Origin of the sequence: Rhodococcus sp. B7740, from assembly GCF_000954115.1 — a bacterium.
Classification (GTDB): Bacteria; Actinomycetota; Actinomycetes; order Mycobacteriales; family Mycobacteriaceae; genus Rhodococcoides.
Genome location: NZ_CP010797.1, coordinates 4,585,729 through 4,611,371, shown reverse-complemented (window position 1 = coordinate 4,611,371; position 25,643 = coordinate 4,585,729). Strand labels below are relative to the sequence as shown.

28 protein-coding genes are annotated in these 25,643 nt (G+C 65.6%); 14 read left to right on the top strand and 14 right to left on the bottom strand.

Annotated elements, in window-relative coordinates; genetic code table 11:
• Position 1: 1 nt before the first annotated feature.
• On the bottom strand, positions 2 to 484 hold the full coding sequence (locus tag NY08_RS21490) for a DUF456 domain-containing protein (RefSeq protein WP_032397139.1): 483 nt from the start codon (positions 482 to 484) through the stop codon (positions 2 to 4).
• A 24-nt stretch (positions 485 to 508) separates the two neighbouring features.
• Positions 509 to 1,705 carry a formate-dependent phosphoribosylglycinamide formyltransferase gene (gene purT, locus NY08_RS21485; RefSeq protein ID WP_045198674.1) on the bottom strand — a complete coding sequence of 399 codons (1,197 nt, stop codon included), beginning with the start codon at positions 1,703 to 1,705 and terminating at the stop codon, positions 509 to 511.
• A gap of 95 nt (positions 1,706 to 1,800) precedes the next feature.
• Between purT and NY08_RS21480 the strand changes: the two genes are divergently transcribed.
• Positions 1,801 to 2,877: a CaiB/BaiF CoA transferase family protein gene (locus NY08_RS21480; protein WP_045200924.1), complete on the top strand. Its 1,077-nt coding sequence runs from the start codon at positions 1,801 to 1,803 to the stop codon at positions 2,875 to 2,877.
• 85 nt (positions 2,878 to 2,962) lie between these two features.
• On the opposite strand, the gene yczR is transcribed toward NY08_RS21480, so the two are convergent.
• Positions 2,963 to 4,444, bottom strand: a complete 1,482-nt coding sequence (gene yczR / locus NY08_RS21475) for a MocR-like transcription factor YczR (protein ID WP_045198672.1) — start codon at positions 4,442 to 4,444, stop codon at positions 2,963 to 2,965.
• Positions 4,445 to 4,535: 91 nt separating this feature from the next.
• Here yczR and NY08_RS21470 point away from each other — a divergent pair, with 91 nt between their 5' ends.
• Positions 4,536 to 5,060 (top strand): methylated-DNA--[protein]-cysteine S-methyltransferase, encoded by a 525-nt coding sequence (locus NY08_RS21470; protein WP_045198670.1) that lies wholly within the window; start codon positions 4,536 to 4,538, stop codon positions 5,058 to 5,060.
• 67 nt (positions 5,061 to 5,127) lie between these two features.
• On the opposite strand, the gene NY08_RS21465 is transcribed toward NY08_RS21470, so the two are convergent.
• On the bottom strand, positions 5,128 to 5,448 hold the full coding sequence (locus NY08_RS21465) for an LGFP repeat-containing protein (protein WP_235386988.1): 321 nt from the start codon (positions 5,446 to 5,448) through the stop codon (positions 5,128 to 5,130).
• Between the two features lie 548 nt (positions 5,449 to 5,996).
• Positions 5,997 to 7,286 carry an adenylosuccinate synthase gene (locus NY08_RS21460; RefSeq protein WP_032397149.1) on the bottom strand — a complete coding sequence of 430 codons (1,290 nt, stop codon included), beginning with the start codon at positions 7,284 to 7,286 and terminating at the stop codon, positions 5,997 to 5,999.
• A 202-nt stretch (positions 7,287 to 7,488) separates the two neighbouring features.
• Between NY08_RS21460 and NY08_RS21455 the strand changes: the two genes are divergently transcribed.
• The 3 genes from NY08_RS21455 to NY08_RS21445 all read left to right on the top strand — a co-directional run bounded on the left by NY08_RS21455 (position 7,489) and on the right by NY08_RS21445 (position 9,510).
• A complete protein-coding gene (locus NY08_RS21455) occupies positions 7,489 to 8,154 on the top strand; it encodes a hypothetical protein (RefSeq protein ID WP_032397150.1) in 666 nt (221 codons plus the stop codon).
• A complete protein-coding gene (locus NY08_RS21450; RefSeq protein WP_045198668.1) occupies positions 8,151 to 8,924 on the top strand; it encodes a site-2 protease family protein in 774 nt (257 codons plus the stop codon). Before NY08_RS21455 ends, NY08_RS21450 begins: the two co-directional genes overlap by 4 nt.
• A gap of 118 nt (positions 8,925 to 9,042) precedes the next feature.
• Positions 9,043 to 9,510 carry a pyridoxamine 5'-phosphate oxidase family protein gene (locus tag NY08_RS21445; RefSeq protein WP_045200922.1) on the top strand — a complete coding sequence of 156 codons (468 nt, stop codon included), beginning with the start codon at positions 9,043 to 9,045 and terminating at the stop codon, positions 9,508 to 9,510.
• On the opposite strand, the gene NY08_RS21440 is transcribed toward NY08_RS21445, so the two are convergent.
• From NY08_RS21440 to NY08_RS21430, 3 genes are all read right to left on the bottom strand, one after another.
• Entirely contained in the window at positions 9,500 to 10,429 is a 930-nt protein-coding gene (locus tag NY08_RS21440) for a cation diffusion facilitator family transporter (protein ID WP_032397152.1), read from the bottom strand. The genes NY08_RS21445 and NY08_RS21440 overlap by 11 nt on opposite strands.
• Positions 10,430 to 10,507: 78 nt before the next feature.
• Complete coding sequence (locus tag NY08_RS21435) at positions 10,508 to 11,575, bottom strand: FUSC family protein (protein WP_094614127.1); 1,068 nt, start codon at positions 11,573 to 11,575, stop codon at positions 10,508 to 10,510.
• Between the two features lie 64 nt (positions 11,576 to 11,639).
• Positions 11,640 to 12,056 (bottom strand): DUF3151 domain-containing protein, encoded by a 417-nt coding sequence (locus tag NY08_RS21430; protein ID WP_032397398.1) that lies wholly within the window; start codon positions 12,054 to 12,056, stop codon positions 11,640 to 11,642.
• Positions 12,057 to 12,205: 149 nt separating this feature from the next.
• On the opposite strand from NY08_RS21430, the gene NY08_RS21425 reads away from it, so the two are divergent.
• On the top strand, positions 12,206 to 12,997 hold the full coding sequence (locus NY08_RS21425) for an Rv0361 family membrane protein (RefSeq protein WP_144407412.1): 792 nt from the start codon (positions 12,206 to 12,208) through the stop codon (positions 12,995 to 12,997).
• 84 nt (positions 12,998 to 13,081) lie between these two features.
• Here the strand turns inward: NY08_RS21425 and fbaA are convergent, their stop codons facing one another.
• Positions 13,082 to 14,122 carry a class II fructose-bisphosphate aldolase gene (gene fbaA / locus NY08_RS21420; RefSeq protein WP_032397153.1) on the bottom strand — a complete coding sequence of 347 codons (1,041 nt, stop codon included), beginning with the start codon at positions 14,120 to 14,122 and terminating at the stop codon, positions 13,082 to 13,084.
• 289 nt (positions 14,123 to 14,411) lie between these two features.
• Between fbaA and NY08_RS21415 the strand changes: the two genes are divergently transcribed.
• Both NY08_RS21415 and NY08_RS21410 read left to right on the top strand, forming a co-directional pair.
• On the top strand, positions 14,412 to 15,116 hold the full coding sequence (locus tag NY08_RS21415; protein WP_045198665.1) for a VTT domain-containing protein: 705 nt from the start codon (positions 14,412 to 14,414) through the stop codon (positions 15,114 to 15,116).
• 28 nt (positions 15,117 to 15,144) lie between these two features.
• A complete protein-coding gene (locus tag NY08_RS21410; RefSeq protein ID WP_045200918.1) occupies positions 15,145 to 15,840 on the top strand; it encodes a DedA family protein in 696 nt (231 codons plus the stop codon).
• Positions 15,841 to 15,871: 31 nt separating this feature from the next.
• Here the strand turns inward: NY08_RS21410 and NY08_RS21405 are convergent, their stop codons facing one another.
• The 4 genes from NY08_RS21405 to NY08_RS21390 all read right to left on the bottom strand — a co-directional run bounded on the left by NY08_RS21405 (position 15,872) and on the right by NY08_RS21390 (position 19,303).
• A complete protein-coding gene (locus NY08_RS21405; RefSeq protein ID WP_045198663.1) occupies positions 15,872 to 17,008 on the bottom strand; it encodes a glycoside hydrolase family 76 protein in 1,137 nt (378 codons plus the stop codon).
• Positions 17,009 to 17,082: 74 nt separating this feature from the next.
• Positions 17,083 to 17,772 carry a TrmH family RNA methyltransferase gene (locus tag NY08_RS21400; protein ID WP_176459340.1) on the bottom strand — a complete coding sequence of 230 codons (690 nt, stop codon included), beginning with the start codon at positions 17,770 to 17,772 and terminating at the stop codon, positions 17,083 to 17,085.
• Positions 17,769 to 18,377 carry a DUF6636 domain-containing protein gene (locus NY08_RS21395; RefSeq protein WP_045198661.1) on the bottom strand — a complete coding sequence of 203 codons (609 nt, stop codon included), beginning with the start codon at positions 18,375 to 18,377 and terminating at the stop codon, positions 17,769 to 17,771. Before NY08_RS21395 ends, NY08_RS21400 begins: the two co-directional genes overlap by 4 nt.
• Before the next feature lie 137 nt (positions 18,378 to 18,514).
• A complete protein-coding gene (locus NY08_RS21390; RefSeq protein ID WP_045200914.1) occupies positions 18,515 to 19,303 on the bottom strand; it encodes an SDR family oxidoreductase in 789 nt (262 codons plus the stop codon).
• 89 nt (positions 19,304 to 19,392) lie between these two features.
• Between NY08_RS21390 and NY08_RS21385 the strand changes: the two genes are divergently transcribed.
• Entirely contained in the window at positions 19,393 to 19,845 is a 453-nt protein-coding gene (locus NY08_RS21385) for a hypothetical protein (protein WP_032397157.1), read from the top strand.
• Here the strand turns inward: NY08_RS21385 and NY08_RS21380 are convergent.
• Positions 19,816 to 20,451, bottom strand: a complete 636-nt coding sequence (locus tag NY08_RS21380) for a lysoplasmalogenase family protein (protein ID WP_045198660.1) — start codon at positions 20,449 to 20,451, stop codon at positions 19,816 to 19,818. The genes NY08_RS21385 and NY08_RS21380 overlap by 30 nt on opposite strands.
• A gap of 133 nt (positions 20,452 to 20,584) precedes the next feature.
• Between NY08_RS21380 and NY08_RS21375 the strand changes: the two genes are divergently transcribed.
• From NY08_RS21375 to NY08_RS21355, 5 genes are all read left to right on the top strand, one after another.
• A complete protein-coding gene (locus tag NY08_RS21375; RefSeq protein ID WP_045198656.1) occupies positions 20,585 to 21,181 on the top strand; it encodes an Rv1733c family protein in 597 nt (198 codons plus the stop codon).
• 74 nt (positions 21,182 to 21,255) lie between these two features.
• Entirely contained in the window at positions 21,256 to 21,717 is a 462-nt protein-coding gene (locus NY08_RS21370) for a MarR family winged helix-turn-helix transcriptional regulator (protein WP_032397159.1), read from the top strand.
• A complete protein-coding gene (locus NY08_RS21365) occupies positions 21,714 to 22,940 on the top strand; it encodes an MFS transporter (RefSeq protein WP_032397160.1) in 1,227 nt (408 codons plus the stop codon). Before NY08_RS21370 ends, NY08_RS21365 begins: the two co-directional genes overlap by 4 nt.
• 275 nt (positions 22,941 to 23,215) lie before the next feature.
• Positions 23,216 to 25,048, top strand: a complete 1,833-nt coding sequence (locus NY08_RS21360) for a hypothetical protein (protein WP_045198653.1) — start codon at positions 23,216 to 23,218, stop codon at positions 25,046 to 25,048.
• A 97-nt stretch (positions 25,049 to 25,145) separates the two neighbouring features.
• Positions 25,146 to 25,643: a class F sortase gene (locus NY08_RS21355; protein ID WP_235386986.1), complete on the top strand. Its 498-nt coding sequence runs from the start codon at positions 25,146 to 25,148 to the stop codon at positions 25,641 to 25,643.

Here is a 25,643-nt window from a genome sequence, read left to right as displayed (position 1 = left end):
TCTATACGAGCACGGCTCCCCCGAGCCACACCGCCGAGGCGAGCAACGCGCCGAACAGCTCCACCAGGATGGACAGTCCTGCCGCCTTGGTGGCGTGCACGGTCGATCTCCATGCCTCGGAATGATTGCGATGCCTGGGCACCTCGGCGACGTAAACGCCGGCGATGAAGCCGACGAACAGTCCGACGACGGGGATGACGAAGAATCCGACGATGCCGAGCAGTCCGCCGATCATCAACGATCGCATCGGCACTCCGGCCTCCCGCATGCGCCGGCCCGGCCAGGTGTACTTCACGACGCCGCTCAGAACCAACAACACCGTCGCGATCGCGAACACCGTCCAGGCGGCGGCTCCGCCGGTGACCCACGCCCACACGGCGACGGCCGCGAAGATCAAGATGGTGCCCGGCAGAATCGGGACGACGATACCGACGAGGCCGACCAGAATCACCAGGCCGACCAGGACCTCACCGAGCACGCTCATGGGCTCAGTGTGCCCTGTGTCGACTCAGACGACAGGACGAACCTTGCCTGCTGCCTCGCGGGCCCTGCTCCGTGCCGTCTCGATGTCCGAGGCCGTCGACACCGCGACGCCCATCCGGCGTCGGACGAAGCTCGTCGGCTTGCCGAACAGGCGCAGGTCGGTCTCGGGGACGGCCAGCGCATCGGCGACGCCCTCGAAGTGAATGCCGTCCGCGTCGACACCGCCGTAGATCACCGCCGACGCACCGGGCGACAGCAGCGTCGTGTCGATCGGCAGACCCAGAACGGCGCGGGCATGCAGCTCGAACTCCGAGAACCGTTGCGTACGAAGCGTCACCAGGCCCGTATCGTGCGGCCGCGGACTGACCTCGGAGAAGTACACGTTGTCGCCCTGCACGAACAGTTCGACACCGAACAACCCACGCCCACCGAGCGCCGTCGTGATGCGCTCGGCGACGTCGCGCGCACCGGCCAGGGCCGCGTCGGACATCGGTTGTGGTTGCCAGGATTCGATGTAGTCGCCGGATTCCTGCAGGTGCCCGATCGGCTCGCAGAACGAAGTTCCGTCGCTCGCTCGAACGGTGAGAAGTGTTATCTCGTAATCGAAATCGACGAATCCCTCGACGATGACACGGCCGAGGTCGACGCGGCCGCCCTTCAGGGCGTAGTCCCACGCCGCTTCGACGTCGTCCTCGCTGCGCACGACGGACTGCCCCTTGCCCGACGAGGACATGACGGGCTTGAGCACGGCAGGAAAGCCGATGGTGGACAACGCTTCTCGTACGTCTTCCAGCGAATCGGCGAAGGCGTACGGTGACGTCGGCAGCCCGAGCTCCTCGGCGGCGAGACGCCTGATGCCCTCACGGTTCATGGTCAACTGCGTCGCGCGCGCCGTCGGGATCACCACACTCCTGCCCCGCGCTTCGACCTCGGCCAGGGCATCGGTCGCGATGGCCTCGATCTCCGGCACCACGAAATCCGGCTGCTGCGAATCGATCAGCGCCAGTAGTTCTTCGGGGTTGCTCATGTCGATCGTGAACGCGTGATGAGCCACCTGATGACCAGGGGCGTTGTCGTAGCGATCGACGGCGATCACCTCGACGCCGAGGCGCTGGAACGCGATGATCACCTCTTTGCCCAGCTCACCCGAGCCGAGCAGCATCACCCGGGTGGCCCCGGGAGTGAGCGGTGTACCGATACGGACGGGATCTGGGGCAGTCACAGCCCTATTATCCACACCCCGATCGGTTGGACGACCTAGTACAAGTTAGTCTCCATTCACATTCGCAGGTGACGAGTCGGAACGAGGCAAACAACGTGTCGAACACTGGTGGACCACTCGCAGGGCTTCGCGTGGTCGAACTCGCGGGCATCGGGCCCGGCCCGCACGCCGCACTGCTGCTGGCCGACCTCGGCGCAGACGTCGTACGCGTCCAGCGTGCCGGGCAGATCTCTGCCCACGACCACCAGCTGCGCAGCCGCACCATCGTCGAGGCCAACCTCAAGGATCCGGCCGACATCGAGAAGGTGCTCGGTCTCGTCGAACGCGCCGACGTGCTGATCGAGGGCTTCCGACCCGGCGTCACCGAACGCCTCGGCCTCGGACCCGACGACGCCCTGGCCCGCAACCCACGCCTGGTCTACGGCCGCATGACCGGCTGGGGCCAGCAAGGCCCGTGGGCGCAGACCGCAGGCCACGACATCAACTACATCTCCGTCACCGGCGTGCTGAACGCGATCGGTCGCGAGGGCGAGCGCCCCGTGCCGCCGCTGAACATGGTCGGCGACTTCGGCGGGGGCTCGATGTTCCTCGTCTTCGGCATCATGGCGGCGCTCTACGAGCGCCAGAACTCCGGACAGGGCCAGGTGGTCGACGCGGCCATGGTCGACGGCACCGCCGCACTCTCGCACATGATCTGGGCCTGGCGTGGTGTCGGAGCCTGGAGCGACGACCGTGGCACCAACCTGCTCGATACCGGCGCACCGTTCTACGACACGTACGAAACCTCCGACGGCCAGTACATGGCGGTCGGCTCGCTCGAGCCACAGTTCTACGCCCAGCTGCTCACCGGCCTCGGCCTCGCCGATGCGGACCTCCCGCGGCAGATGGACAAGTCGCGCTGGCCCGAGCTGCGCGAGAGATTCACTTCGACGTTCCTGTCCAAGACCCGCGACGAATGGGCCGCGATCTTCGACGGCACCGACGCTTGCGTATCGCCGGTCCTCACCTTCGCCGAGGCCCCGAACCATCCGCACATGAAGGACCGCGACTCCCTCATCGACATCGGCGGCGTCACCCAGCACCGCCCGGCACCGCGCTTCTCCCGCACCGAAAACGGAGTCCCGACGCCACCGCCCGCCGAAGCAACCGACATCGCGTCGGTCTGGGTCTGATCTGTTTGCGCCGAACTCGAAGTTGTGGACGCCTTTCGGCTGATTTCCGTCCATAACTTCGAGTTCGCGGTCAGAACATGGCCGCTCAGAACACGAGGGCCGGCTGCTCCGATTCGGCGCTGGGAGCGAGGGCACGATAAGCAGCAGCCGTCGCCATCACCGCGGCCCGAAGCTCCTGCGGCTCACGGGTGTACGGCAACCTGAGGTAGCGCTCGAACGCACCCTCGACGCCGAATCGCGGGCCCGCCGCGAGTATCGCGCCGAATGCAGGCGCGGTGGCGGCGAGCGCACTCGACACCGGTGCAGGCAGCTGCAACCACAGCGACATGCCGCCCTCGGAGCGGCGGTAGCGCCAGTCCGGAAGATGTTCGGCCAGAGCCTCTTCGAGTACGTCCCGACGCTCGCGCAAGTGCGATCGACGGAGCTCGAGCGCGGGTTCGGCGTCCTGCAACAGGAACGAGGACGCCAACTGATCCATGATCGAGGTGCCGAGGTCGTGCGCTGCCCGCGAGCCCGCGAGCTGTGAGACGAGCGACGGATGCGCTCTGATCCATCCGATGCGCAGTCCGCCCCAGAACGACTTGGACGCCGAACCGATCGTGACGATGTCGGACCCCGAGACCCGCCCGAACGACGCGACCGGCGGCGGCGGCGGGGCGTCGAGCCACAGGTCCACCATGGTTTCGTCGACGATGAGCGTCATACGGGTGTCGCGGGTGATGCGTGCGAGTTCGGCCCGCCCCTCGGCACCGAGCACCTGCCCGGTTGGATTGTGGAAGTCCGGAATCAGGTACGCAACCTTGGCTGCCGTTTGCCGTGCTGCACTGCGTATCCCGTCGAGATCCCAGTCGCCGTCGGCCGGACGTACCGGCACCGGTACGGGACGGGCACCCACTCGCCTGATCGCTTCGAGGGCGTTGGGATAGGTCGGGTGATCGATCAGCACCCGATCGCCGGGCGAGGTCAAGGTACCCAGCAGGAGCCGAACTGCTTGCTGCGCACCGGAAGTGACCATGATCTGGTCGGCCGTCGTCGGCAGGCCACGCTCGACGAAGCGTTGCGCGATGGCCTCCCGCAACACCGCCAGACCGATGGGCTCCATGCCGTGCGTCGGAAGATAGGTCGGAAGTGCTTGCAGCGCAGACTCGTACGCCGCGGTCATGGTGCCGTCCGCTGCTGCCATCGCTGCGTGAGACATGTCCACCACCGGACCCGAAGGCGATGTCGACTGAATCAACATTCCGTTGGGGGTGGGCACAGCAGGCAGAGCGACGGTACTGCGTGATCCCTGCTTACTGATCAGATAACCCTCGTCTCGCAGCACCGAGTACGAGGACGTGATGGTGGTACGACTGAGATCGAGAGCCGCGGACAGATCACGCTCACTGGGCAGACCGACGCCGAGCGGAATGCGACCGTCGTGAATCAGCAGTCGAACGCCATCGGCCAATGCGCGATACGTCGGACGCGACGCCTTGCGCCTCCCGGATCCGTCCGAGGACGCGTCGCCGCGCCAGCTGCCGAGATCGCGGGCCAGTGACGTTGCATTGAGGACTCTCGAAGCCATGCACTCCAGTATTCGCCCACTGGCCTCCGACATTCAAGTCCATTGCGCATTCCACTGGACTGCCACACGAGGGCAGGTGGATACTGGACCGATGCCGAGCAGCACGCTCTTCGACACCTCCATCGGCCGTTGCGGAATCGCCTGGACCGACGACGGCGTGCTCGCAGTCGCCCTGCCCGAGCCGTCGGACGAGGCGATGCTGGACTATCTGAACCGCTTCGGCGCAGCAGCAGGGCCTGTCGATGCGTTGGCGGCCGACGCGATCGCGCGAATTGTCGACCTGCTCGATGGACGGACAGTCGACATGAGCCCGATTCCGCTGGTCCTCGACATCTCGGAGTTCGACGCCTCGGTCTACACCGTGTGCAGCAGCATTCCCCGGGGCGCGACACTCACCTACGGCGACATTGCCCGCCGACTCGGCCACCCCGGTGCAGCCCAGGCCGTAGGCGGCGCGTTGGGACGCAACCCTGTGCCGATCATCGTGCCGTGCCATCGGGTACTCGGCGCAGGCACGGAAGTCGGCGGCTTCTCGGCACCGGGTGGCGCGAACACCAAACAGAAAATACTCGGCATCGAAGGCGTCCCAGGATTCGACGAGCCGACATTGTTCTGAGCTGCTTCATCGACGAACAAAACCGCGAGACCGAATAATTGGATCGAAACGGGGAGCAGGAACGGATTCAGGCAGAAATACCGAGTGCGTTGATTGGAGCGTCCACCGCCGACACCAATTCAGCTTCCGGGCCCGGAGTCACATCGGATTCCTCGTGCCGACCACCGATGGTGAATGCACCCACCTCCGGCAACCACCCGATAGCTCCGCGTTGAAAGAGGTTGTAGCGACCGGATCCGGTGGGTGTCGGACGCTCGTTGCTGATCGGATAGCCAAGTGCGCCATAGGGTCCCCCGTGACCGAGGTACCAGTCGAGGATCGGACCGTGCACTTCGTGCGCGCCACCCTCGGGAAGCGCGAAGACGGTAGCGTGCGTGAATTCGAGCATTCCCCCACCCTCGGGCCGAGCATGAATTCACCGGCCTGAGCGCCGATCCATGGATGTTCGTATGCGAAGCGATCGAATTGGTAGCTGAAAACTTCCAATCCGTTGTAATTCTCAGTCATCGCTCGACCTTCCGTCGATTTACCTGGGCGCAATTATCCACGCAGGCGAGCAGATGTGCAGTTCGATTCCGACATATATGTGACGGCATTAATTCAAGAGCACGAGAATATCCGCCGGAATTTGTTCCGTCGCCGTCGGATCGATCACCGTTCGCGACCACGAATTGTCGGTGGTCGCCCGTTTCATGCTTTCGGTTTACTCGAATACGCGATGCGCAAAGCTACCTGAAGTACGAAAAATACCGCCTTGCAGCGAGGTCCCCAGCAATACCGTTCGGCTACAGCAAACACAGTACTTTTTCGCGTCGGTTTCCTACTGAATGCGCTGTTTCGTCGCGTTGTCGAGAATCGGATCCTGACGGGCATCCCCGGGCACGAAAAAGCCCCGAGGCCGTGTGGCCTCGGGGCTTGGTGTTTCGTGTCGACCGTCTACCTCAGGATGTCCCGGCGGACGATGGTTTCGTCGCGGCCCGGTCCGACTCCGATGCACGACATGTACGCCCCCGAGAGCTCCTCGAGACGCAGGACGTAGTTCTGCGCGTTGATCGGCAGTTCCTCGAACGTGCGGGCACCGGAGATGTCTTCCCACCAACCGGGCATCTCTTCGTAGATCGGCTTCGCATGATGGAAACCGGTCTGCGTCATCGGCATCTCGTCGTGGCGGACGCCGTCGACGTCGTACGCGACACAGATGGGCACCGTGTCCAGACTCGAGAGCACGTCGAGCTTGGTCAGGAAGTAATCGGTGATGCCGTTGACGCGGGTGGCGTACCGCGCGATGACGGCGTCGAACCAGCCCGTGCGTCGTGCCCGCCCGGTGGTGACGCCAACCTCGCCGCCCTGCTTGGCCAGGTATTCACCGTGATTGTCGAACAGCTCCGTCGGGAACGGGCCCGAGCCGACACGCGTCGTGTAGGCCTTCAGGATGCCGAGGACCGTCCCGATCTTGTTGGGGCCGATGCCGGAACCGACCGATGCGCCGCCCGCCGTCGGGTTGGAGGACGTGACGTACGGGTACGTGCCGTGATCGACGTCGAGCAGAGTGCCCTGCGATCCCTCGAGCAGAATCGTCTCACCGCGCTCGAGAGCCAGGTTCAGCTGCAGCCTGGTGTCGGTGATGCGGTGCTTGAAGCCCTCGGCCTGCTCGAGCACCTCGTCGACGACCTGCTGCGAGTCCAGCGCCCGCCGGTTATAGATCTTCGAGAGCACCTGGTTCTTGAATTCCAGTGCAGCCTCGACCTTTTGGGTCAGGATCTTCTCGTCGAGCACATCGGCTGCCCGGACGCCGACACGAGCGAGCTTGTCCTGGTAGCACGGCCCGATGCCGCGGCCGGTGGTTCCGATCTTCTTGGCTCCGAGGAAGCGTTCGGTCACCTTGTCGATGGCCACGTGGTACGGCATGATCAGGTGCGCATCGGCGCTGAGCAGCAGGTTCGTGGTGTCGACGTCACGCTTTTCCAGGCCGTCGAGTTCGGTGAGCAGCACACCCGGGTCGACGACGACGCCGTTGCCGATGACGTTCTTCACGCCGGCTGTGAGGATTCCCGACGGGATCAGGTGCAGCGCGAACTTGTCGCCGTTCGGGAGAACCACGGTGTGGCCGGCGTTGTTGCCGCCCTGGTAGCGAACGACCCACTGAAGTCGTTCACCGAAAAGGTCGGTGGCTTTGCCTTTGCCCTCGTCGCCCCACTGGGCGCCGATCAGGACTATCGCCGGCATGTGCTCTCCTACGTTGCTTTCGTGCGAGGACGTACTGCAGATATTGCTCGATCGAACGCAGCCGTCACCAATTGCCGCAGGCGCGACAGTGGCCGGGGGAACAGTCTAGCCGAGGCGGTGAGCTGGCCCGCATGCCGCTACGGTGGAGCCGAAACGAGGGCACTATGGTCGTTCGAGGGTTCACCGATGATCTAGGAGCGCCGTGACACCGTTCGTTCTGCACTGCGGAAACCCGCCGTTGCCGATCACGCTGACCGACGTCCCATTGCGCAACGCCGATGCCGTGCCCACCGACGACGACTGCAACGCACTGTTCGCCGACATCGAATCGGCCCCCGCACCGCGCATCATCGTGTTGGGCGACGACGCCTCGCTGGCCGCGGTCCTGACCAGGTTGATGCGCACCGAACGCCTCCACATCGAGGTCGCGTTCGTGCCCGATACCGCGACCAACGCCGCCCACATCTACAAGCTCGGCACCGGTTCGCGCGCGGCCAAGGTGGCACTGACCGGCACGGCGTCGAGCACGCCCCTCATCCGCGACGACGCGGGCAAGGCCGTTGTCGGGCGGGCTCTGCTCGGCGGCGGTGGCGGCGCGGACCTCGAAGGCGAGGCGTACGTCGACGACACGCGGTTGTTCTCCGGAGTCGTTCCCGGCGTCGAGGTGGCACCGACCCCGGAGCTACCGGGCCTTCGTGCGCGGGTGATCAGCCGTCGACGACTGCTGCCGCGCCGCTGGGTGAGCGGACGCGCGATGCAGCTCGGCTCCCCCGCCGCAGACCTGATGCGCGACGGCATCGCCGGCGACAGAACAGTCAAGCGGTCGACGTTCTACCGTCACCACGAAGAGTGGTTGCTGGTCCGATGACCGTTCCGGTACGCCGCAGTCCCGTTCTGCCGAGCCCGGTGTTCGTGGCCGTTCTCGCCGTCGCAGGAGTGGGCGGCGCGCTGGCGTGGACAGCGGAGGACGTCACCTCTCTCACCGCCCGACTCGGGGTGTTCGTGCTGGTGCTCGCCGGGTGGATCGCCTCGGTGTGCCTGCACGAATTCGGGCACGCGTACACCGCATTTCGGGCCGGCGACCGCGAAGTCGAACTCCGCGGCTATCTGACGCTCAACCCGCTCAAGTACACCCACCCGTTGCTCTCGATCGTGCTGCCGGTGCTGTTCATCGCGATCGGCGGAATCGGGCTTCCGGGCGGTGCCGTGTACCTGCGAACCGACCGATTCTCGGCGTCGACTCAGCGGCGCATCGCTCTCGCCGGACCGTTCGCCAACGCCGTTGTCGCCGTGGTCCTTCTGATCGTCATTCGGATGTTCGGCACCGACGGCACCCATCAGGCCTTCTGGTACGGGCTCAGCTTCCTGGCGTTCCTGCAGATCATGGCCACGATCCTGAACCTGATTCCGGTGCCCGGACTCGACGGATACGCCGCACTCGAACCCTCGCTCTCACCCGCCACCCGCGCCTCGCTGAACCAGTTCAAGGGTTACGGAATCCTCGTTCTCGTCGCGTTGCTGTTCGTGCCCGCGGTCAATTCCGCCTTCTTCGGGGCGATCTACACCCTGTTCGGGCTGTCCGGTGTTCCCGAGTTCTTCGCAGGCAACGGAAACTACCTGATGCGATTCTGGCTGTGACCCGAGCGCCGGGAAGGACTGCACGACACCGACCGTGACCGACGGGATTTCCGTCGCTGTCGAGAAGTTGTGTGCAGCAATTCCCGATTCGGTCGGTGGCGGGTCGCATAATTCCCCCATGACGACGTGGAACGACTTCTCGACAGCCGCCCCGAACCTGGCCTCGGCAGTGCAGGCCAGGTTCACCGCCCACAAACACCACGTACTCGCCACCCTTCGGGCGGACGGCTCACCGCGCGTGAGCGGCACCGAGGTCGAGTTCGCCGACAGCGGTGTGCTGCGCCTCGGTTCGATGCTGGGGGCAGTCAAAGCACGAGATCTGCAGCGCGACGGACGGTTCGCGCTGCACAGCAATCCGGGTCACCATTCGATGGAGGGCGGGGACGCGAAGATCGGCGGCCGTGCCGTCGAGATCACCGATCCTGCTGTGCTGCAACCGATATTCGACGCCGCACCGGGTGAACTGGTGCCGTACCACGTGTTCGACCTCGACATCACCGAGGTCGTCCTGACGTCACTGGTGGACGATCACATGCAGATCGACGTGTGGCGTCCCGGCTCCGAGGTGCACACCGTCACCAGGTGAGCTCTTCCTTGCAGGTCCGGCCGTGCGCGGTGGGTTCGACCTGGACCGTGGCGTGGTCGAGACCGTAGGCGGACAGCAACGACCGGGCGCGATCGAGCACCATCGACGACGACCCCTCGCACTCGAGATGCACTGTCGCCACGTCCATTCCGGTGGTCAGCGTCCACACGTGCAGGTCGTGAACCCCCGTCACGCCCGGTAGCGCGCTCAGGTCGCCGGTCAATGCGTCGACGTCGACGTGCCCCGGACTGGCCTGGGTGAGAATGCGCAGTGCCGAGCCGGCGAGCTTGATCGCGCGCGGGATCACCCACAGGGAGATCAGGACACCGACGACGATGTCTGCCCAGGTCCACCCGAACACGACCATCAGCACGCCGGCGACGAGCACCCCGACGCTGCCGACCGCATCGGCCAGAACCTCCATGTACGCACCGCGGACGGCCAGGGAGTCCTTGGCGTCGCCGCGAATGAGCAGCATGACGACGATATTGGCCGCGAGACCGGCTGTCGCAGTGAGAATCAACGGAACACCGGGGATTTCGGGAGCGTCGCCGATGCGCGAGATCGCCTCGTACATGATGAACGCCGCAACACCGAGCAGCAGAACGGCATTGGCGATGGCGGTCAACACTTCCGCCCGATGCCAGCCGAAAGTCCTTGCCGCTGCGGCACTTCCCTTGCGGGCGAGCACGAGTGCGATCAAGCCCATCGTCATGCCGAGCACATCGGTGAGCATGTGGCCCGCGTCGGCGAGCAGGCCCAGCGAGCCGATCGCGACGGCGACGGTCGCCTCGACGACGAGAAACACCACCAGGATCGCGAGGGCGACGATCATCTTGCGAACGCGGGACCTGGGTGGCCCCGCACCCGCAGGCGTGTGTCCGCCCACGCCGTGGCTGTGCCCGTGACCCGCGCCCATGACTCCCCCTCGTGACTGCATCGACTTCCGGGAGTCACCATATGCGTACATACGCATATATGCAATGGTGTCCTCGGGTCACAACTCCGGCGGGACGTGCGGGTGCTTCACCGTCGGCGGAAGCGTCGCCAACGCAGAAATACGTTTGAGCCCGGCGACCTGCAGCAGGTCGACGATGATCGAGCGCAACTGTGCCAGGACCACCGTTGCCGACAGACCGGCGTTCGAGATCAACTCCGGTTTGGCACCGGCCGCCACCGACCGCAACACTCGTGCCGCCTCCGCCGCATCCGGCTTCTGCCCCGGATCGGCAAGGATCATCTGCCGCAGGACCTCCACCGCATGCGCCAATTTCTCCACTTCGTCGACGACGCGCGGATCGAGGATCTCGTCGTCGCGCACCAGCGTCAGCGACCGTCGCGCGAGCACCCGAATGTTGCGGACGGCGTTGTCGATGGGATCGGCCGTCGCCGCCAGCGACGCCAGACGGTTGCGGTGATTCCAGTACATCGGCGAGATTCGCGCGATCTCTCGGCCGCCCTTGAGATCGGTTCGCAGAGCATCGATACCCGACTGCGTCGCACGCGCCTTACGTAGCGCCTCCTCGATCGGCTTGGGATCGTTCGCCACCAAGCCGTCGGCCACCTTCTGCAACACACTCGCAGCCGTGGCCAACACACTCGCCGCATCCTTGCGGGCCCGCCACACCGGGTGCGTCGGGATCAACGCCACGATCGCGATGCCCACCAGACCACCGACCAACGCGTCGACCATGCGGTTGGGGCCACCCATGTTGCCGGGCGGGATGAGCGTGGCCACCAGCACCGCGGACGATCCGGCCTGCATCGCGATGATCGGCCCGCCGTCGAGGAACACCGCTGCCGACATCGCCAGCACCACGACCAGAGCGATCTGCCACGGCCCGCTACCGATCAGCGAAATGAGCAGATCCCCGATGCCGATGCCCACCGTCACTCCGACGACGAGCTCGGCCGATCGGCGCAGGCGAGCACCGAGCGAGACGCCGAGCGAGACGACAGCGGCGATCGGAGCGAAGAACGGGCTCTCGTGACCGACGATGTCCGTCGCCACGAACCACGCCACTCCCGCAGCCAACGCGCACTGAATGATCGGCAGCAGCGACAACTTCAGCCGAGCACTGCCCGACTTCAGCCGGGTTCGACCCCGCGCCCGGCTGGCGCGAGCCCGATCAGCCCAGGCCGAGCGCTTCTGCTGCCTTGGGGTCACAGTCTTCGAGGAGGTCGAGGCAGCGGGCGTACTCGTCGTGCTCGTTGATGTCGCGGGCCGCTTTGGCGAGGACTGCAACGCATCGGAGGAATCCTCGGTTGGGCTCATGGCTGTACGGGACCGGCCCGAATCCCTTCCATCCATTACGACGCAACTGGTCAAGACCTCGGTGGTAGCCGGTGCGAGCGTAGGCGTACGCCGTGATGGTGGCTCCCGACTCGAGCGCCGCCTCGGCCAGGTAGGCCCACGCGATGGACGCCGTCGGATGCGCCGCCGCGACGGTCTCGGGTGCCTCGTGGTTCAGCAGCGCGGATTCGGCCTCGTCGTCGCCGGGCAACAGTGTGGGTTGGGGTCCGAGCAGATCACCGAAAGAAGTCATGGCGCTCATTGTGCCCCTACGTCACCGAATCGTGTCCGAACACCCCCGGTGGCGCTCGCGCCGAGCGCCCGACACGGTCGATAGGCTGCCAGCTGACGAAATCGAGAACTCGTGAGTTCTCGCAGGATTCGGTGAACGAGGGAGAACGCATGCCGGACGAGAAGAAGAAGGCGCCCTCCGAGGCCGACGCAGCCACCGAGAAGATCGATCTCCACAAGAAGAAGCAGGTCGACGAGCCGGCCGACGCAGCCACCGAGAAGATCGCCACTGCTCCGGCCGAGGAACCGGCCGCAGCGGAATCGAAGCCCGTCGCAAAGCCGACCGCGGCCCCGCGTCGTATCCCACCCCGAAACCCGTCCGAAAATCGGACGAAAGATGTTGCGGCAGAGAAGAAATCACCTGCCGCCGTGCCGCAACCAGTCGGGCCGAGAAGGATCGAACCGCAGAAACCAGGGTCGAAGCAGGTCGGTCCCCAGCGCATCGGACCCGACCCGACGGAACACGGCACACCGAGTCACAAGAAGTGGTGGGCGGCGCTGGTGGCCGCAGTTGTCGTGATCGGGGCAGTGGCCGCCGGTGCATACCTGCTGATCGACCGCCCGAGCGTCGACGACTCCCCGGAGGCCCGGATCAGGACGACCGTCGAGTCGTTCACCAGAGCCTTGGCCGTCGGCGACCTCGCCACACTGCGCAGCACCTCGTGCGGTGACCTGGCGACGTTCTACCGAGACATCCCCGACGCGGAATTCGCCGACGTCCATCGCGTCTCGCTCGAGCAGGGCAACATCCCCACCGTCGACAGCATCGACGCCATCCAGGTCGGTGACGACGACACCGCGATCGCTCAGGTGATCGCGCACACCGACGCGAACCCGAACGATCGCTCCCCGCGCACCTTCGACCTGCGCCTCGACGGCGACCAGTGGAAGGTGTGCAACTGACCGACGTGAGCGGCGGAGCCTGCGGGTCGTTCCGCAGGCTCCACTCCTACCTCGTAGCCTGCTACGAAGTTCCGCTCACGGGGATCAGCCGGCGCTGACGCTGCGACCGGCGGACTTGAGGTCGTTGCAGGCCTCGACGACACGGGCCGTCATCCCGGCCTCGGCCTTCTTGAGGTAGCTGCGCGGGTCGTAGGCCTTCTTGTTGCCGACCTCGCCGTCGACCTTGAGCACACCGTCGTAGTTGGAGAAGAAGTGTCCGGCGATGGGACGGCTGAACGCGTACTGGGTGTCGGTGTCGACGTTCATCTTCACCACGCCGTACTCGAGTGCCTCTTCGATCTCGCTCTTCGCCGAACCCGATCCACCGTGGAAGACGAAATCGAAGGGCTTGGATCCCGATGCCAGACCGAGCTTCTCCGACGCGACCCGCTGACCGTCTGCCAGCACCGACGGCTTGAGCTTGACGTTGCCCGGCTTGTACACGCCGTGCACGTTGCCGAAGGTCGCCGCCAGCAGGTAGCGCGAGCCCGCGTCGCCTGCGCCCAGGGCCTCGACCGTCTTGAGGAAGTCCTCGTTCGAGGTGTAGAGCTTGTCGTTGATCTCGGCTTCGACGCCGTCTTCCTCGCCGCCGACGACACCGATCTCGACCTCGAGAATGATGTTCGCAGCCGCAGCGCGGGCCAGCAGATCCTTGGCGATCTCGAGGTTCTCGTCGATCGGGATGGCCGAGCCGTCCCACATGTGCGACTGGAACAGCGGGTTCTTGCCTGCGTCGACGCGCTCCTGCGAGATCGCGATCAGCGGACGAACGTACGTGTCCAGCTTGTCCTTGGGGCAGTGGTCGGTGTGCAGAGCGATGGTGACGTCGTACTTGGCCGCGATCACATGCGCGAACTCGGCGAGCGCCACGGCACCGACGACCATGTCCTTGATACCGAGCCCGGAGCCGAACTCGGCTCCGCCGGTCGAGAACTGGATGATGCCGTCGCTACCCGCGTCGGCGAATCCCTTGATGGCGGCGTTGATGGACTCGGAACCCACACAGTTGATTGCCGGAAAGGCGAACTTGTGTTCCTTCGCCCGGCCCAGCATCTCGGCGTAGACCTCGGGAGTTGCGATAGGCACGGCGTCATTCCTCCATAGAAAAGTTCGGTTGTGTCCAGTGCAGTATGGCAACCTCCCGGCCCGGTGTCGTGCGTACCCGCGTCACCCCGGTCATTCCGCAGGCTCCACTCCCGCGCCCCTCCGGTCATTCCGCAGGCTCCACTCCCGCTGACGTCGGCCGGGAGCGACGGCCCGTCGACGGTGCCGAACAAGCCATCACGTTCACAGCAGAGCGACACCATCTGTTCAGGACTTACCAGTTTCGGCCGGTAGTGTGGGCGCGGTGAGTCTCCTAGCTGCCTCGGAAACGATGACGACGAACCTGGCCCTGTTGCCGGGCTTTCTCGACCCGGTGAACCTGCTCAACTCCTTCGGGCACTGGGTGTTGATCGGGCTGCTGCTGGTGGTCTTCATCGAGTCCGGGCTGCTGTTTCCGCTGCTCCCAGGTGATTCCCTCCTCTTCACGGCCGGGTTGATCGCCGCGTCGAAGTCCACCGAGATCGAGCCGTTCGCGTCCATCTGGACCCTCGTCGTTCTGATCCCGATCGCGGCCATCCTCGGCGACCAGGTCGGCTATCTCATCGGCACCAAGGGTGGCGCGGCCCTGTTCAAGAGCAACGATTCGCGATTCTTCAAGAAGAAGTACATCGACGAGTCGCACCTGTTCTTCGAGAAGCACGGCCCGATCACCATCATCCTGGCGCGCTTCGTACCGATCGTGCGTACGTTCGCACCGGTCGTCGCCGGTGCGTCGCACATGAAGTACTCGCTGTTCCTCACCTACAACGTCGTCGGCGGCGTCCTCTGGGGCGCGGGCGTGACGGTGCTGGGGTACCTGCTCGGGCAGATCGCGTTCATCCGCGAGCACGTCGACATCATCTTCCTGATCATCGTCGCCGTCTCCGTCCTTCCCATCGTCGCCGAGGTCGGCAAGCGCATGATCAAGGCCCGCAAGACCCCGCTCGGGGAGGCGGCCGACGTGATCGAGGCCGACGCCCCGGACACCAAGTCCTGATCGAGATCTTCCGAAAGTGATCGAGTCCATGTCGTCGATTACCACTGCGCTGTCGACCGAGTCCGTCCAGGCCGCCGGCAGTTTCGGTCCGTTGGAGACAGCGGGCCCACTCGTCGTGTGGATCGTCGTGATGACCTTCGTGTTCATCGAATGCGCAGTGATCATCGGGTTGTTCCTGCCCGGAGACTCGATGTTGATCACGGCAGGAATCGTGATGGCGACCCACGCGTCGGGCACCGGTCACATCTGGGCGCTGTCGCTCGGTGCGATGGTCGCCGCCATCGCAGGCAACCAGGTGGGCTATTCGATCGGGCACCGCACCGGCTCGACTCTGGTGGCCCGCAAGAACGGCAAGTACCTCAACACCAAGAACCTGCACAAGGTCAATCTTCTGCTCGAGAAGCACGGTTTCTGGGCGGTGCTGGTCGCGCGGTGGATCCCCTGGGTCCGCACCCTGTGCCCGCTGGTCGCAGGTGCTGCGAAGATGGATCACCGCAAGTACACGATCGCCAGCACTCTCGGTGCCATCATCTGGGCTCCGGTGCTGCTGCTGATCGGGTTCTACTTCGGGTCGTTCATCGAGGGCATCCCCTGGCTGATGCCCGCCGTCCTCATCGGCATGGTGGTGCTGCTCGTCGTCGGAACCGGTCTCGGTATCTGGCAGTACCGCAAGGAAATGGCACGGCCCGAAGAGACCATCGAGGTCGAAGAGGTCGTCGAATAGGGTCTGCGTCGGTCCGCTCCGACGAGGTGTTCTAGAAACCCGCAGCCGAGACTCGGTAGGCCGCTTCCATCAGCATCCAGCCGCCGAGCTGCACCGAGAAATCCCGTTCGGGCACATCGGACGGTCGGACCGTGCCCTCGGTGAAGGTGGCGATGTGCAGGCCTTGCCCCGGGAAGCGGGCTTCGCGGGTCCAGTCGGCTCCGAACAGTGGATTGTCTTCCACTTCGAGACGGTTCTCCCACGCCGACTCGGCCGAGTTCAGCACGATCGCCGCAGCGAGTTCGCGTGCCCGGTCGTCGGCGTCCGAGTCTCCGGGTAGCTCCACCGCGACCATCGCCAGGTAGCGCGCGAGGATCGGGTTGAACAGGCCGCCGTCTCCCCCACCGCCGCCGGTGACGACGAGGTTGCGGGTCAGGTGGTTGTCGACGGCGTCGACCAGGGCATGGACTCGCTCGGCGTGCCGGGGTTCTCCGAGTCGGACAGCGAGTTCGGTCTCGAGGCCCAACGTGACGCCCTGGCAGTAGCTGTACACGGCGCGCTCCATCTCGCCGGTTTTTCCGGCGTCGACGAGTGCACGAGTGGAATGCATTCCGTCCAGAACGAGCCCCGTACGCGGGTCCTTGAGGGTGCGGTCCATCCAATCGGCCATCTCCTGGGCACGCCACAGCCGACCGGTGCGGGCCAGCAGGATCGCGGCCGGGCCGTTGGCGGGTGCGTTGTAGAAGTCCGACTTCTTGCGCCACGGAATGCCGCCGCCCTCGGCCGGAGCCCAGGCGTCGAACAATTCCATCTCGATCTGCTGGATGCCACCGCGATTGCCGACGAAATGCTGCCGCTGCGCGCGTTCGAGTGCCAACCCGAGCCACGCCATGTCGTCGTAGTAGTTGTTGGTCCACCCGCTGACGTTGCGGGTTCGGTGCGCTCGGGTGATCTTGTTCAATCGCCGACGGCGCTTGGCGGTGAGATCGCGATCGGCGGCGTCGACCGCGCAATCGAGCAGGTGGGCCTGCCACCAGTAGTGCCAACGCAGGAACATCCGTTCCGAACGCGCCGGTGGCCAGGCGACGACTCCCAACGCCGTGCCCGGCAGCCCCCACAGCCGACGCATGTGCCGCGCGACGACGGCCCCCTCCGCAGCGTCCGCACGCTGCGACCACAACTCCTGCATAGCCGCAATCCTGCCACTACCGTTGCCGATTCGTTACATCCCGCCCCGGAAACCCCGTCGGACAGCGCTGCGACTCACCACGCTGCATCGAGATCCGCGTGCCGCCGAATCCACGAGTGCATGGCAATCCCGGCGGCAACACCTGCATTGATGCTGCGCGTGGAACCGAATTGCGCGATCGATACCGTCATCGAAGCCGATTCGCGGGCACTGTCGGTGACACCCGGTCCCTCCTGACCGAAGAGCAGCAGACAGTGACGCGGCAACTCCGCGGTCTCGATCGGTACCGACCCAGGGGTGTTGTCGACGGCCACGACCACGAGGCCCTGCTCGGCTGCGAACGCCATCAGCGCCTCCACCGAGTCGTGGTGATGGATGTGCTGGTAGCGGTCGGTGACCATGGCACCGCGACGGTTCCACCGACGACGTCCGACGATGTGGACCGCCTGCGCGGCGAAGGCGTTCGCGGTGCGCACCACCGTGCCGATGTTCGCGTCGTTGGTGAAGTTCTCGATGGCGACGTGCAGCGAATGCCGTCGGGTGTCGATGTCGGCGACGATCGCCTCGCGTCGCCAGTAGCGGTAGGCGTCGACCACGTTGCGGCGATCTCCGCCCGCGAGCAGGTCCGGGTCCAATCGCGGATCGTCGGGTGGCGGTTCGGTGTGCGTGTCGAACCACGGTCCGACGCCGTTCGGGTTCTCACCCCACTCGGTGGGGCCGGCATCGTCCGACGACGATTCGTTGCCGATCGTGTTCTCGCTCAATAGACTTCGTTGCTGTCCGGTGCGATGCGGAAGCCGTGTCCGGTTGCGTCGTCGACGCACGAGATGCCGTTCTCGGCGGACGTGCAGGTGAATCCGTTCTCGGAGATGCTCGCTCCGACAGCCAGCGGTGGATCGATCGTCTCGCCGCCCGAGGTGTAGACCACACCGCCGGAACACATGAACGCCGCCGGGCCATCGTTGGTGACACGAATACCGTTGCCCCAGTTGATCATGCAGTCGTCGGGCCGCGGCGGCACCGGGGTGGTGGTGCCCTGACACCCGGCCTCGACACGACTGGAGAGCGGCACGATCCCGCACTGGAACAGACCGTCGGGGGAACTGAAATAGTACGCACCGCCGATGGCGGCGTACGTCGTCTGCGGTTCCGCGGTGGGCGGCGGCTCCACCGGAGGCGGGGGCGGCGGCAGTGGCGCTTCCGTGGTCGTCACGGGCGCAGGAGTGGTGGTGGTCTGCGTCGTCGTCGGCACCGGAGTCGTGGTCGACGCAGGCGGCGGAGGCTGGGCAGCGGACTCACTGCTGCAGCCGGCGAGAACGAGCGCCGTACAGGCTCCGATTCCCACCAACCAGGCTCGTGCCCAACCCATTTGCCGTGCCCTGCTCGATCGCTGCCCGCTCGCACCCCACGTAATCGGCATGAAGAAACCCCGACCCACCTTTCGACATCGACTGCTCGAAAGACCGACGATACCGGCGCAGTGCCGGCATCGTCCGGCGAGGAGTTCTAGGTGTGGCTCAGACGCCGGTTGACCTCGCGAGTGAGCCATGCGGGCGAGAAGCGCGAGCCGAGCGAGAGTGCCTTGGACGGCAGGCCGACCGGGAAATGCACCTTGTGCAACCGACGCTTCACCGGACGAGTCGCGTCGAAGATCGCGTCGGACACGTCCTTGACGGTGAGCTTGATACCCAACGAGCTCGTGGTGCCCGTCGACACGCCCTGCGTCATCGCCGTTTGGACGAACAGCGGCCACATGGCCTTGACCGAGATGTCGTACTTGCTCCACTCGAGATCCAACGCCTCGGTGACGCCGCGCACCGCGAACTTGGTCGCGCCGTAGGTCACCAACTCCGGCTGACCGTAGATGGCCGACGCGGAACACAGGTTGACGACCTGCGCGCCTGCGGTGTCCTTGAGGTACGGAAATGCCGCGAGCGTGCCATAGATGACCCCGTTGAAGTTGATGTCGATCTGACGGCGATGCACCGACAGCGGCATGTCCTCGAAGGCACCCGCGGCGAGAATTCCGGCGTTGTTGATCAGAATGTCCAGTCGACCGTCACCCTCGGTGACGAACTCCTTCAGTCGGGTTTCCCACTGGTCGGAGTTGGTTACATCCAAGATGCCGGTGACGACGCGGCCGCTGAGCGAGGCAGCTTCCTTGCCGAGCGATGCCAAGCCGGTCTCGTCGATGTCGTATGCACCGACGAGGTAGCCGTTGGCCGCGAACTTGAGAGCCGTCGCGCGGCCGATACCGGCAGCTGCGCCTGAGATGAAGACAGTTGGTCGAGTCACATCGATCACCGTACATGTAACCCTACTTACCGGTAACCCCCTATCGTCGAATATCGAACAGTCGCCTCCGGCGACCCAGGAGCACCGAAGTGAACAACGCGAGAATCGTGCGAGCAGTCGTCGTGGTGACGATCGGATACGCCATCGTGCTGGCGATCTGGATCGGCTGGCTGATGAAGCGAACCCCGCCCGGGACGCTTCCGTACCAGCTGGCGGCCCTGGTCGCCGGATTCGGCGCGGCCCTCGGCCTGGCCATGATGCTCGCGGGACGACCGACGCGTGAGCAGAAGGAACTGATCGAACACGGCGTCGAAGGATGGGCGACGGTCGATGCGATCCGCCGCATCGACGAGAACACCGCCGAGCTGGACCTCGAATTCACCGTGCCCGGCTCGAGCAGCTACTTCGGCAAGATCGTCTACGACGTCCCCCGCTCGGACACCTCGCGGTTCGAGCCGGGCACCGTCATCGCCGTTCGCGTCGACCCCGCCCACCGCGAGCGAGTGCTGCTGCTACCCCGAAGCGAGGGCTTCGACGAGTAGGACCTGCGCCGCGACGTAGGTCGACAGGACTATGGCCTCCGCGGTCCGCCGCTGACGATCCTCGGTCAGGAACAGTCGGCGGAAGACGATCAGTGCGTCGGATGCAGTGAACAAGGCACCGCCGATCATCAGCCGTCGATCGCCGCCGCGGGAGACAGAACGAGCAGACAGGGTCGACGTGGTCGCGAGCACCGCACCGTACGCGATCAGGGTCGACGCCACCGCGGGCTGTCGCCTGGCCAGTAGCGTCGCCGCGGCCGCCCATCCGGCGTACCGCGGAACGGCGTCGATCAGTGCCGGACGCGCACCCTTGCGGTACAGCAGATACGTATAACTGCCCTGCATCACGGCGAACGCACGCGCACCCCATTCCAGAGCGGAGTCGTCGTCCGGGTCGATCAGCAGAACGTCGCCGATCGTTGCGGCCGCGAGACCAGCCGTGAGCACCCGATCTCGGCCCGGATCGAGGCCGCTCGCCAGGGCCGGGACTATCAGAGGCTTGGCCATGCGCTGCAACGGTATCGACCCCGTCCAGGCACCGACCACGGTCACCGCACCTGCTATCAGCGCGGCCGCCCGAGCCCGCCGAACCCGACCGACAACCATCGCAGACCTCCACCCGAACATCTCGTCACAGTGAGCATCACATGTGACGCTGACCCCTATCGCTTGATACTCGCAGGTTGCGTCGCCATCGTGGAAAGGTCGGTCGGATCATTTCGAGGCAGTGGGGACCAGCATGCGCCGCAAACTCACCGGGCAGGACAGTTCGGGCCGCTCCGCGTTCGCAGGCCACCCCAACCCGTTGCTCCGCGACTGTGACGTTCGCCAGGCTCGCATCAAGCACTGGGTGACCGCACTGCTGATCCTCATGGTTCCGGTGTCGCTGTGGATCGGTGCCGCCGCCCACACCGATCAACAACAGCGACTCGAGGACCAGAAGACCTCGATTCACCAGGTCACCGCGACCACCACCGCCGCCGCCGAATCCGCACCCGTCGCATCGACCGAATTCGGCGCGTCCGGCGCAGCGGCGACCGCCGTCGACTCACGGTGGGTCTACCGAGGCGTCGAGCACACCGGACGCGTCAGCGTGGACACCGGATCACCCGTCGGTACCACCACGCAGATCTGGGTCGACGACAGCGGCAACCCGAGCATGCGACCACTGACCTCGTCGGACGTCGTGGCCGCGTCGATCTTCAACACCATCGGTAGCTGGGTGCTCGTGGCATCGATTCTCATCGGCTTCCATCACCTGATGCGCTTTCGCTACGACGGTCATCGGGACGCCGAGTGGGACCGCGACATCGCCGCTCTCCTCCGCCAGTACTGACGCGACCCCCGACGCCCTTCCGCAGGTCACCTGCGCCGTTGCATTAGATAGTTAGTGTATGTAACAATAAATCGGTGAGTCACTCCGACGCAGACATCCGGGACCTCCTGTCGCAATTGGTCACCAGCTCGTCACGTTTCGTCCGATTGGCCGCACGGTTCGGCAGCGACGAATGGCCGAGAGCGTGGATGCGGGCGCTGTCGTTGCTCGAGGAATACCAGCCCCTGCGCATCAGCACGTTCGCCGAGTTGGACCGCTGCTCCCAACCGTCGGCGACGGCCTTGCTCGCCAAGCTGAGCAAGAGCGGCCTCGTCACCCGAACCGCCGATCCCGACGATTCCCGTGCCGTCCTCATCGAGATGACCGACGACGGCCACCGATGGCTCGCCGCGAGTCGACGCCACATCGTCGACGGACTGGTGCCGTACCTGTCCGACCGCGACCCGGAACAGATCCAGAAACTGACCGACGGACTGAGCGAGCTTCGCAGCATCCTCGAGCCCGTCGATCGCGGAATGAGAGGAACCTCTTCGTGACCACCAGCACCTCCCCCGACAGCCTGCTGAAGCAACCGCGAGCGGTGTGGGCCGTCGCGTTCGCCAGCGTCATCGCCTTCATGGGCATCGGCCTCGTCGATCCCATCCTCAAGCCCATCGGTGAACAACTCGATGCCTCGCCGTCTCAGGTGTCGTTGCTGTTCACCAGCTACATGCTCGTGACCGGATTCGCGATGCTGATCACCGGGGTCGTGTCGAGCCGCTTCGGACCCAAGCGCACCCTGCTGGCCGGACTGGCGATCATCGTCGTCTTCGCGGCACTGGCGGGTACGTCCGGATCGGTCGGTGAGATCATCGGTTTCCGCGCAGGCTGGGGACTGGGCAATGCTCTGTTCATCGCGACGGCGCTCTCGACCATCGTCGGTGCCGCATCGGGAGGTGTCGCTCGCGCGATCATCCTCTACGAGGCCGCTCTGGGTATCGGTATCGCCACCGGACCCCTCGTCGGTGGCGTTCTCGGCGGGTTCAGCTGGCGCGGACCGTTCTTCGGCGTTGCCGCACTGATGGCCGTCGCGTTCATCCTGCTCATCGTCATGCTGCCGGACACCCCGAAGCCCGCGCACACCACCTCGATCCTCGACCCGTTCCGCGCGCTTCGTCACCGCGGCCTGCTCACCGTCGGCATCACCGCGCTGCTCTACAACTATGGATTCTTCACCCTCCTCGCCTACACCCCGTTCCCGTTGGACATGGGCACGTACTCCATCGGCTTCATCTTCTTCGGCTGGGGCCTGTGCCTGGCGATCGCATCGGTGTTCGTGGCACCGAAACTGCAGCGGGCCTTCGGAACGCTGAACATGATGATGCTCGCGCTGCTGCTGTTCGCCCTCGACCTGGCGGTCATGGCGATGTTCACCGAGAACAAGATCGTCCTCATCGTGGGAACCGTCGTGGCCGGGCTGTTCCTCGGCGTCAACAACACGCTGATCACCGAGACCGTGATGATCTCGGCACCGGTCGAGCGCTCGACGGCGTCGGCGGCCTACAGCTTTGTTCGCTTCACCGGCGGGGCCGCGGCTCCTTACCTGGCCGGCAAATTGGGCGAGTCGAACATGCACGTCCCGTTCTGGGTGGGTGCCGCCTGCACCGCCCTCGCCATCGTGGTCCTGGCGACCGGCCGGAAGGTGCTCGCTCATGTCGACGACCACGAACCCGCACCTCACAGCATCGACGAGGCCCGGGCCGTGACGGTCGGCGACTGAAATACCTTCACCTGAACAGGTTTTCGCGGCGGTCGAGATCTTCGGATCTCGACCGCCGTTCGCTTTCGCGATTCTCACTCGTCACATGAGTCCCATCAGTAACACTTTCATAACCAATTCTCAGGTAAAGGCTTGAACGGTTCCCGAGACCGGCCGGTTGGTTTACGGTCACGTCAACACGGTTGTTCGTGTGACTCACCAACTACACCCGTTCCGCGTGGGAGGGCGGGTGCGCGCAGCACTCTGCTGCCACTGACCGAAGGGCCACAATCTCCATGTCGCAGAAGTCGATCGCCAGGTCCAAGAAGGCGCGCCTCGCCGCTGCCGGGGCCGCCATGGCACTGTCCCTCTCCATCGCTGCACCGGGAATTGCCAGTGCGCAGGATCAGACACCCGAAAGCTCCGCAGTCGAGCAGCCGGCCACCGAGGGCGGCACCGAATCCGGAGCTCCCACCACCGAGGAGGGCGCAGCAGTCGAAGGATCCGCCACCGTCGACGCGCAGATCGAAGCACCTGCTCCGGCCGTCACCCCGGAAGACGCCGCAGCCGCAGCGGCCGCAGCCGTCCCGGCCCCCGAGCTACCGTCGACCATCCGCCCGCTGCCCCAGGTCACCGGCGGCGTCGTCTTCAACGACGACGGCACCGCGACGGTCAACCTCGACGTCATCCCGCAGCTGTCCGACGCGGAAAGGCAGGCGATCGCCGACGCCGAAGCGGCCAGCAAGCTTGCCGCCGAAGCATCAGCCGCCGCTCAGGTGCGCCTCGAGACCGCCAAGGCCGCCGACACCGCCGCGAGTAACGACGCCACCAAGGCCGAGGTCGCTGCAGCCGAGGCCGACGTCAAGGCCAAGGCTGCCGTCACGGCCGCCGCATCGGCCAAGATCCAAAGCGAGGCCGCGAGTGCTGCGGTCACCGCAGCCAAGAAGGACGCTGCCGAGCTCGAGACCGCGGCCGACGAGGCCAAGGCAGCAGCGGACCAGGCCGCAGCCGACGCGAAGACGGCGGAGGATCTGGCTGTCGAGCTCGAAGCCGCAGCGGTATCGGGCGACCCCGAAGCCACCGCCGCAGCTGCGGCCGCCCGCGCCGACGCGAACACGAAGGCCGAGCTCGCCGCCAGCGCCAAGGTCGAGGCCGATGCGTCGACCAAGGCCGTCGAGGACTCCCTCCAGGCACTGCAGGACTCGTTCAAGAACTTCAACCTCGCCAAGGTCGCTGCCGCCACCAGGGCCGCAGCTGCCACCGCGGCCAAGTCGCTGGCCTTGCACATCGAGGCTCAGACCGCAGCTGCCGTGGCCGCGATGGCCGAGCAGAACGCCAAGAACCTCGAAGCCGCAGCCGAGGCTGCCGCAGGCGAGGAGACCGAATCGCAGAAGGCTGCAGCCGACGCCCGAACAGCAGCCGATGCGGCCAAGGCCGACGCCGACGCCAAGGCTGAGGCGGCAACCGCAGCCCAGGCCGCCCTCGACGCCGCCCCGTCGGATGCCGACATCGCGGCACTGCAGAAGACGGCCGACGACGCCGCGCAGGCAGTTCTGGACGCCGACGCCGCGGTTGTCGCCGCCGATGCAGATCTGGCAGCCAAGACCGAGGCAGCCGCGGCAGCCAAGGCCAAGGCGACGGAGGCCGCGGACGCACTGGCAGCCGTACAGGCCGACGTCGATGCCGCCAAGGCCGATGCCGACGCGAAGGCCAAGGCCGAGGCCGATCTGAAGGCCGCAGCAGCCGAACTGGCCGCCAGCGGACCGAAATTCGAGTGGACGATCAACCTCGGAAATGTTGTCCGCGAGGACGTTCCGGTCACCGAGATCGACGAGAACACCGTCGTCGTCGACGAGACCGGAGTGTCCCTGGTCGGTGTCAGGAACGAGGACGGATCGTTCACCGTCGCGGACTACTTCACCACCGACGAGAACGGTGTCGTCAGCGTTGCCGGCGATCTGCCGCCGGTCGATCTCGCTCTCGGCGATTCCTCCGACGAGGCATCGGGCGGGTCGGACAGCTCGTCCAACACCCCGGTGATCCTGGCCGGAGTCGGCGTGGTCGTGGTCGCGGCAGCAGGCGGAGCGTTCTACCTGCGTCGCCGCAGCTCCACCGATGCCACCTCGTAGAACCCGCTGGCTGTGGACGGCGATCCTGACCCTCGTTCTACTCGTATCAGGTTGTGCGAGTGACGAAGTCGGGATCGCCGCACCCGATCGCTCGCCGGTGCAGTCACAGATCTCGGTGGCCGCACCGGCGAGCGACGTCGCTCCCGCTCAGCCGGACCACATCGAACTCCGATCCTCGGACGGCACGACCTACCTGAGCAGCCCGATCCATCCCGACCCGCTCTACCGCGGCGGCGACAGTGGCCAGGTGCTGAACCCGGTCGACGAACTGCCCGCATGGTGGGCCGAGAGCGGAATGCCGGGAACCTCGACCGAACAAACGGTAGTGGTTGCCGGACATAACTATTCGAAGCGTGACGCCCCGTTCAAGGCGTTGCGGGTAGTCACGCCGGGCGACACCGTCGTGTTGCGCACCCCGAGCGGCACCTTGCAATACGCGGTCGAATCGGTCGGCCCTCTACCTAAGGGATCTCTGCTCGCGGACAACGAACTCCGACGCTCGGTACCGGGACGATTGATCCTCGCCAACTGCGACGTCCAGGGCGGCGAACCCACCGACGACAACTTCGTCGTCGTCGCGCAACTCGTTCGCTGA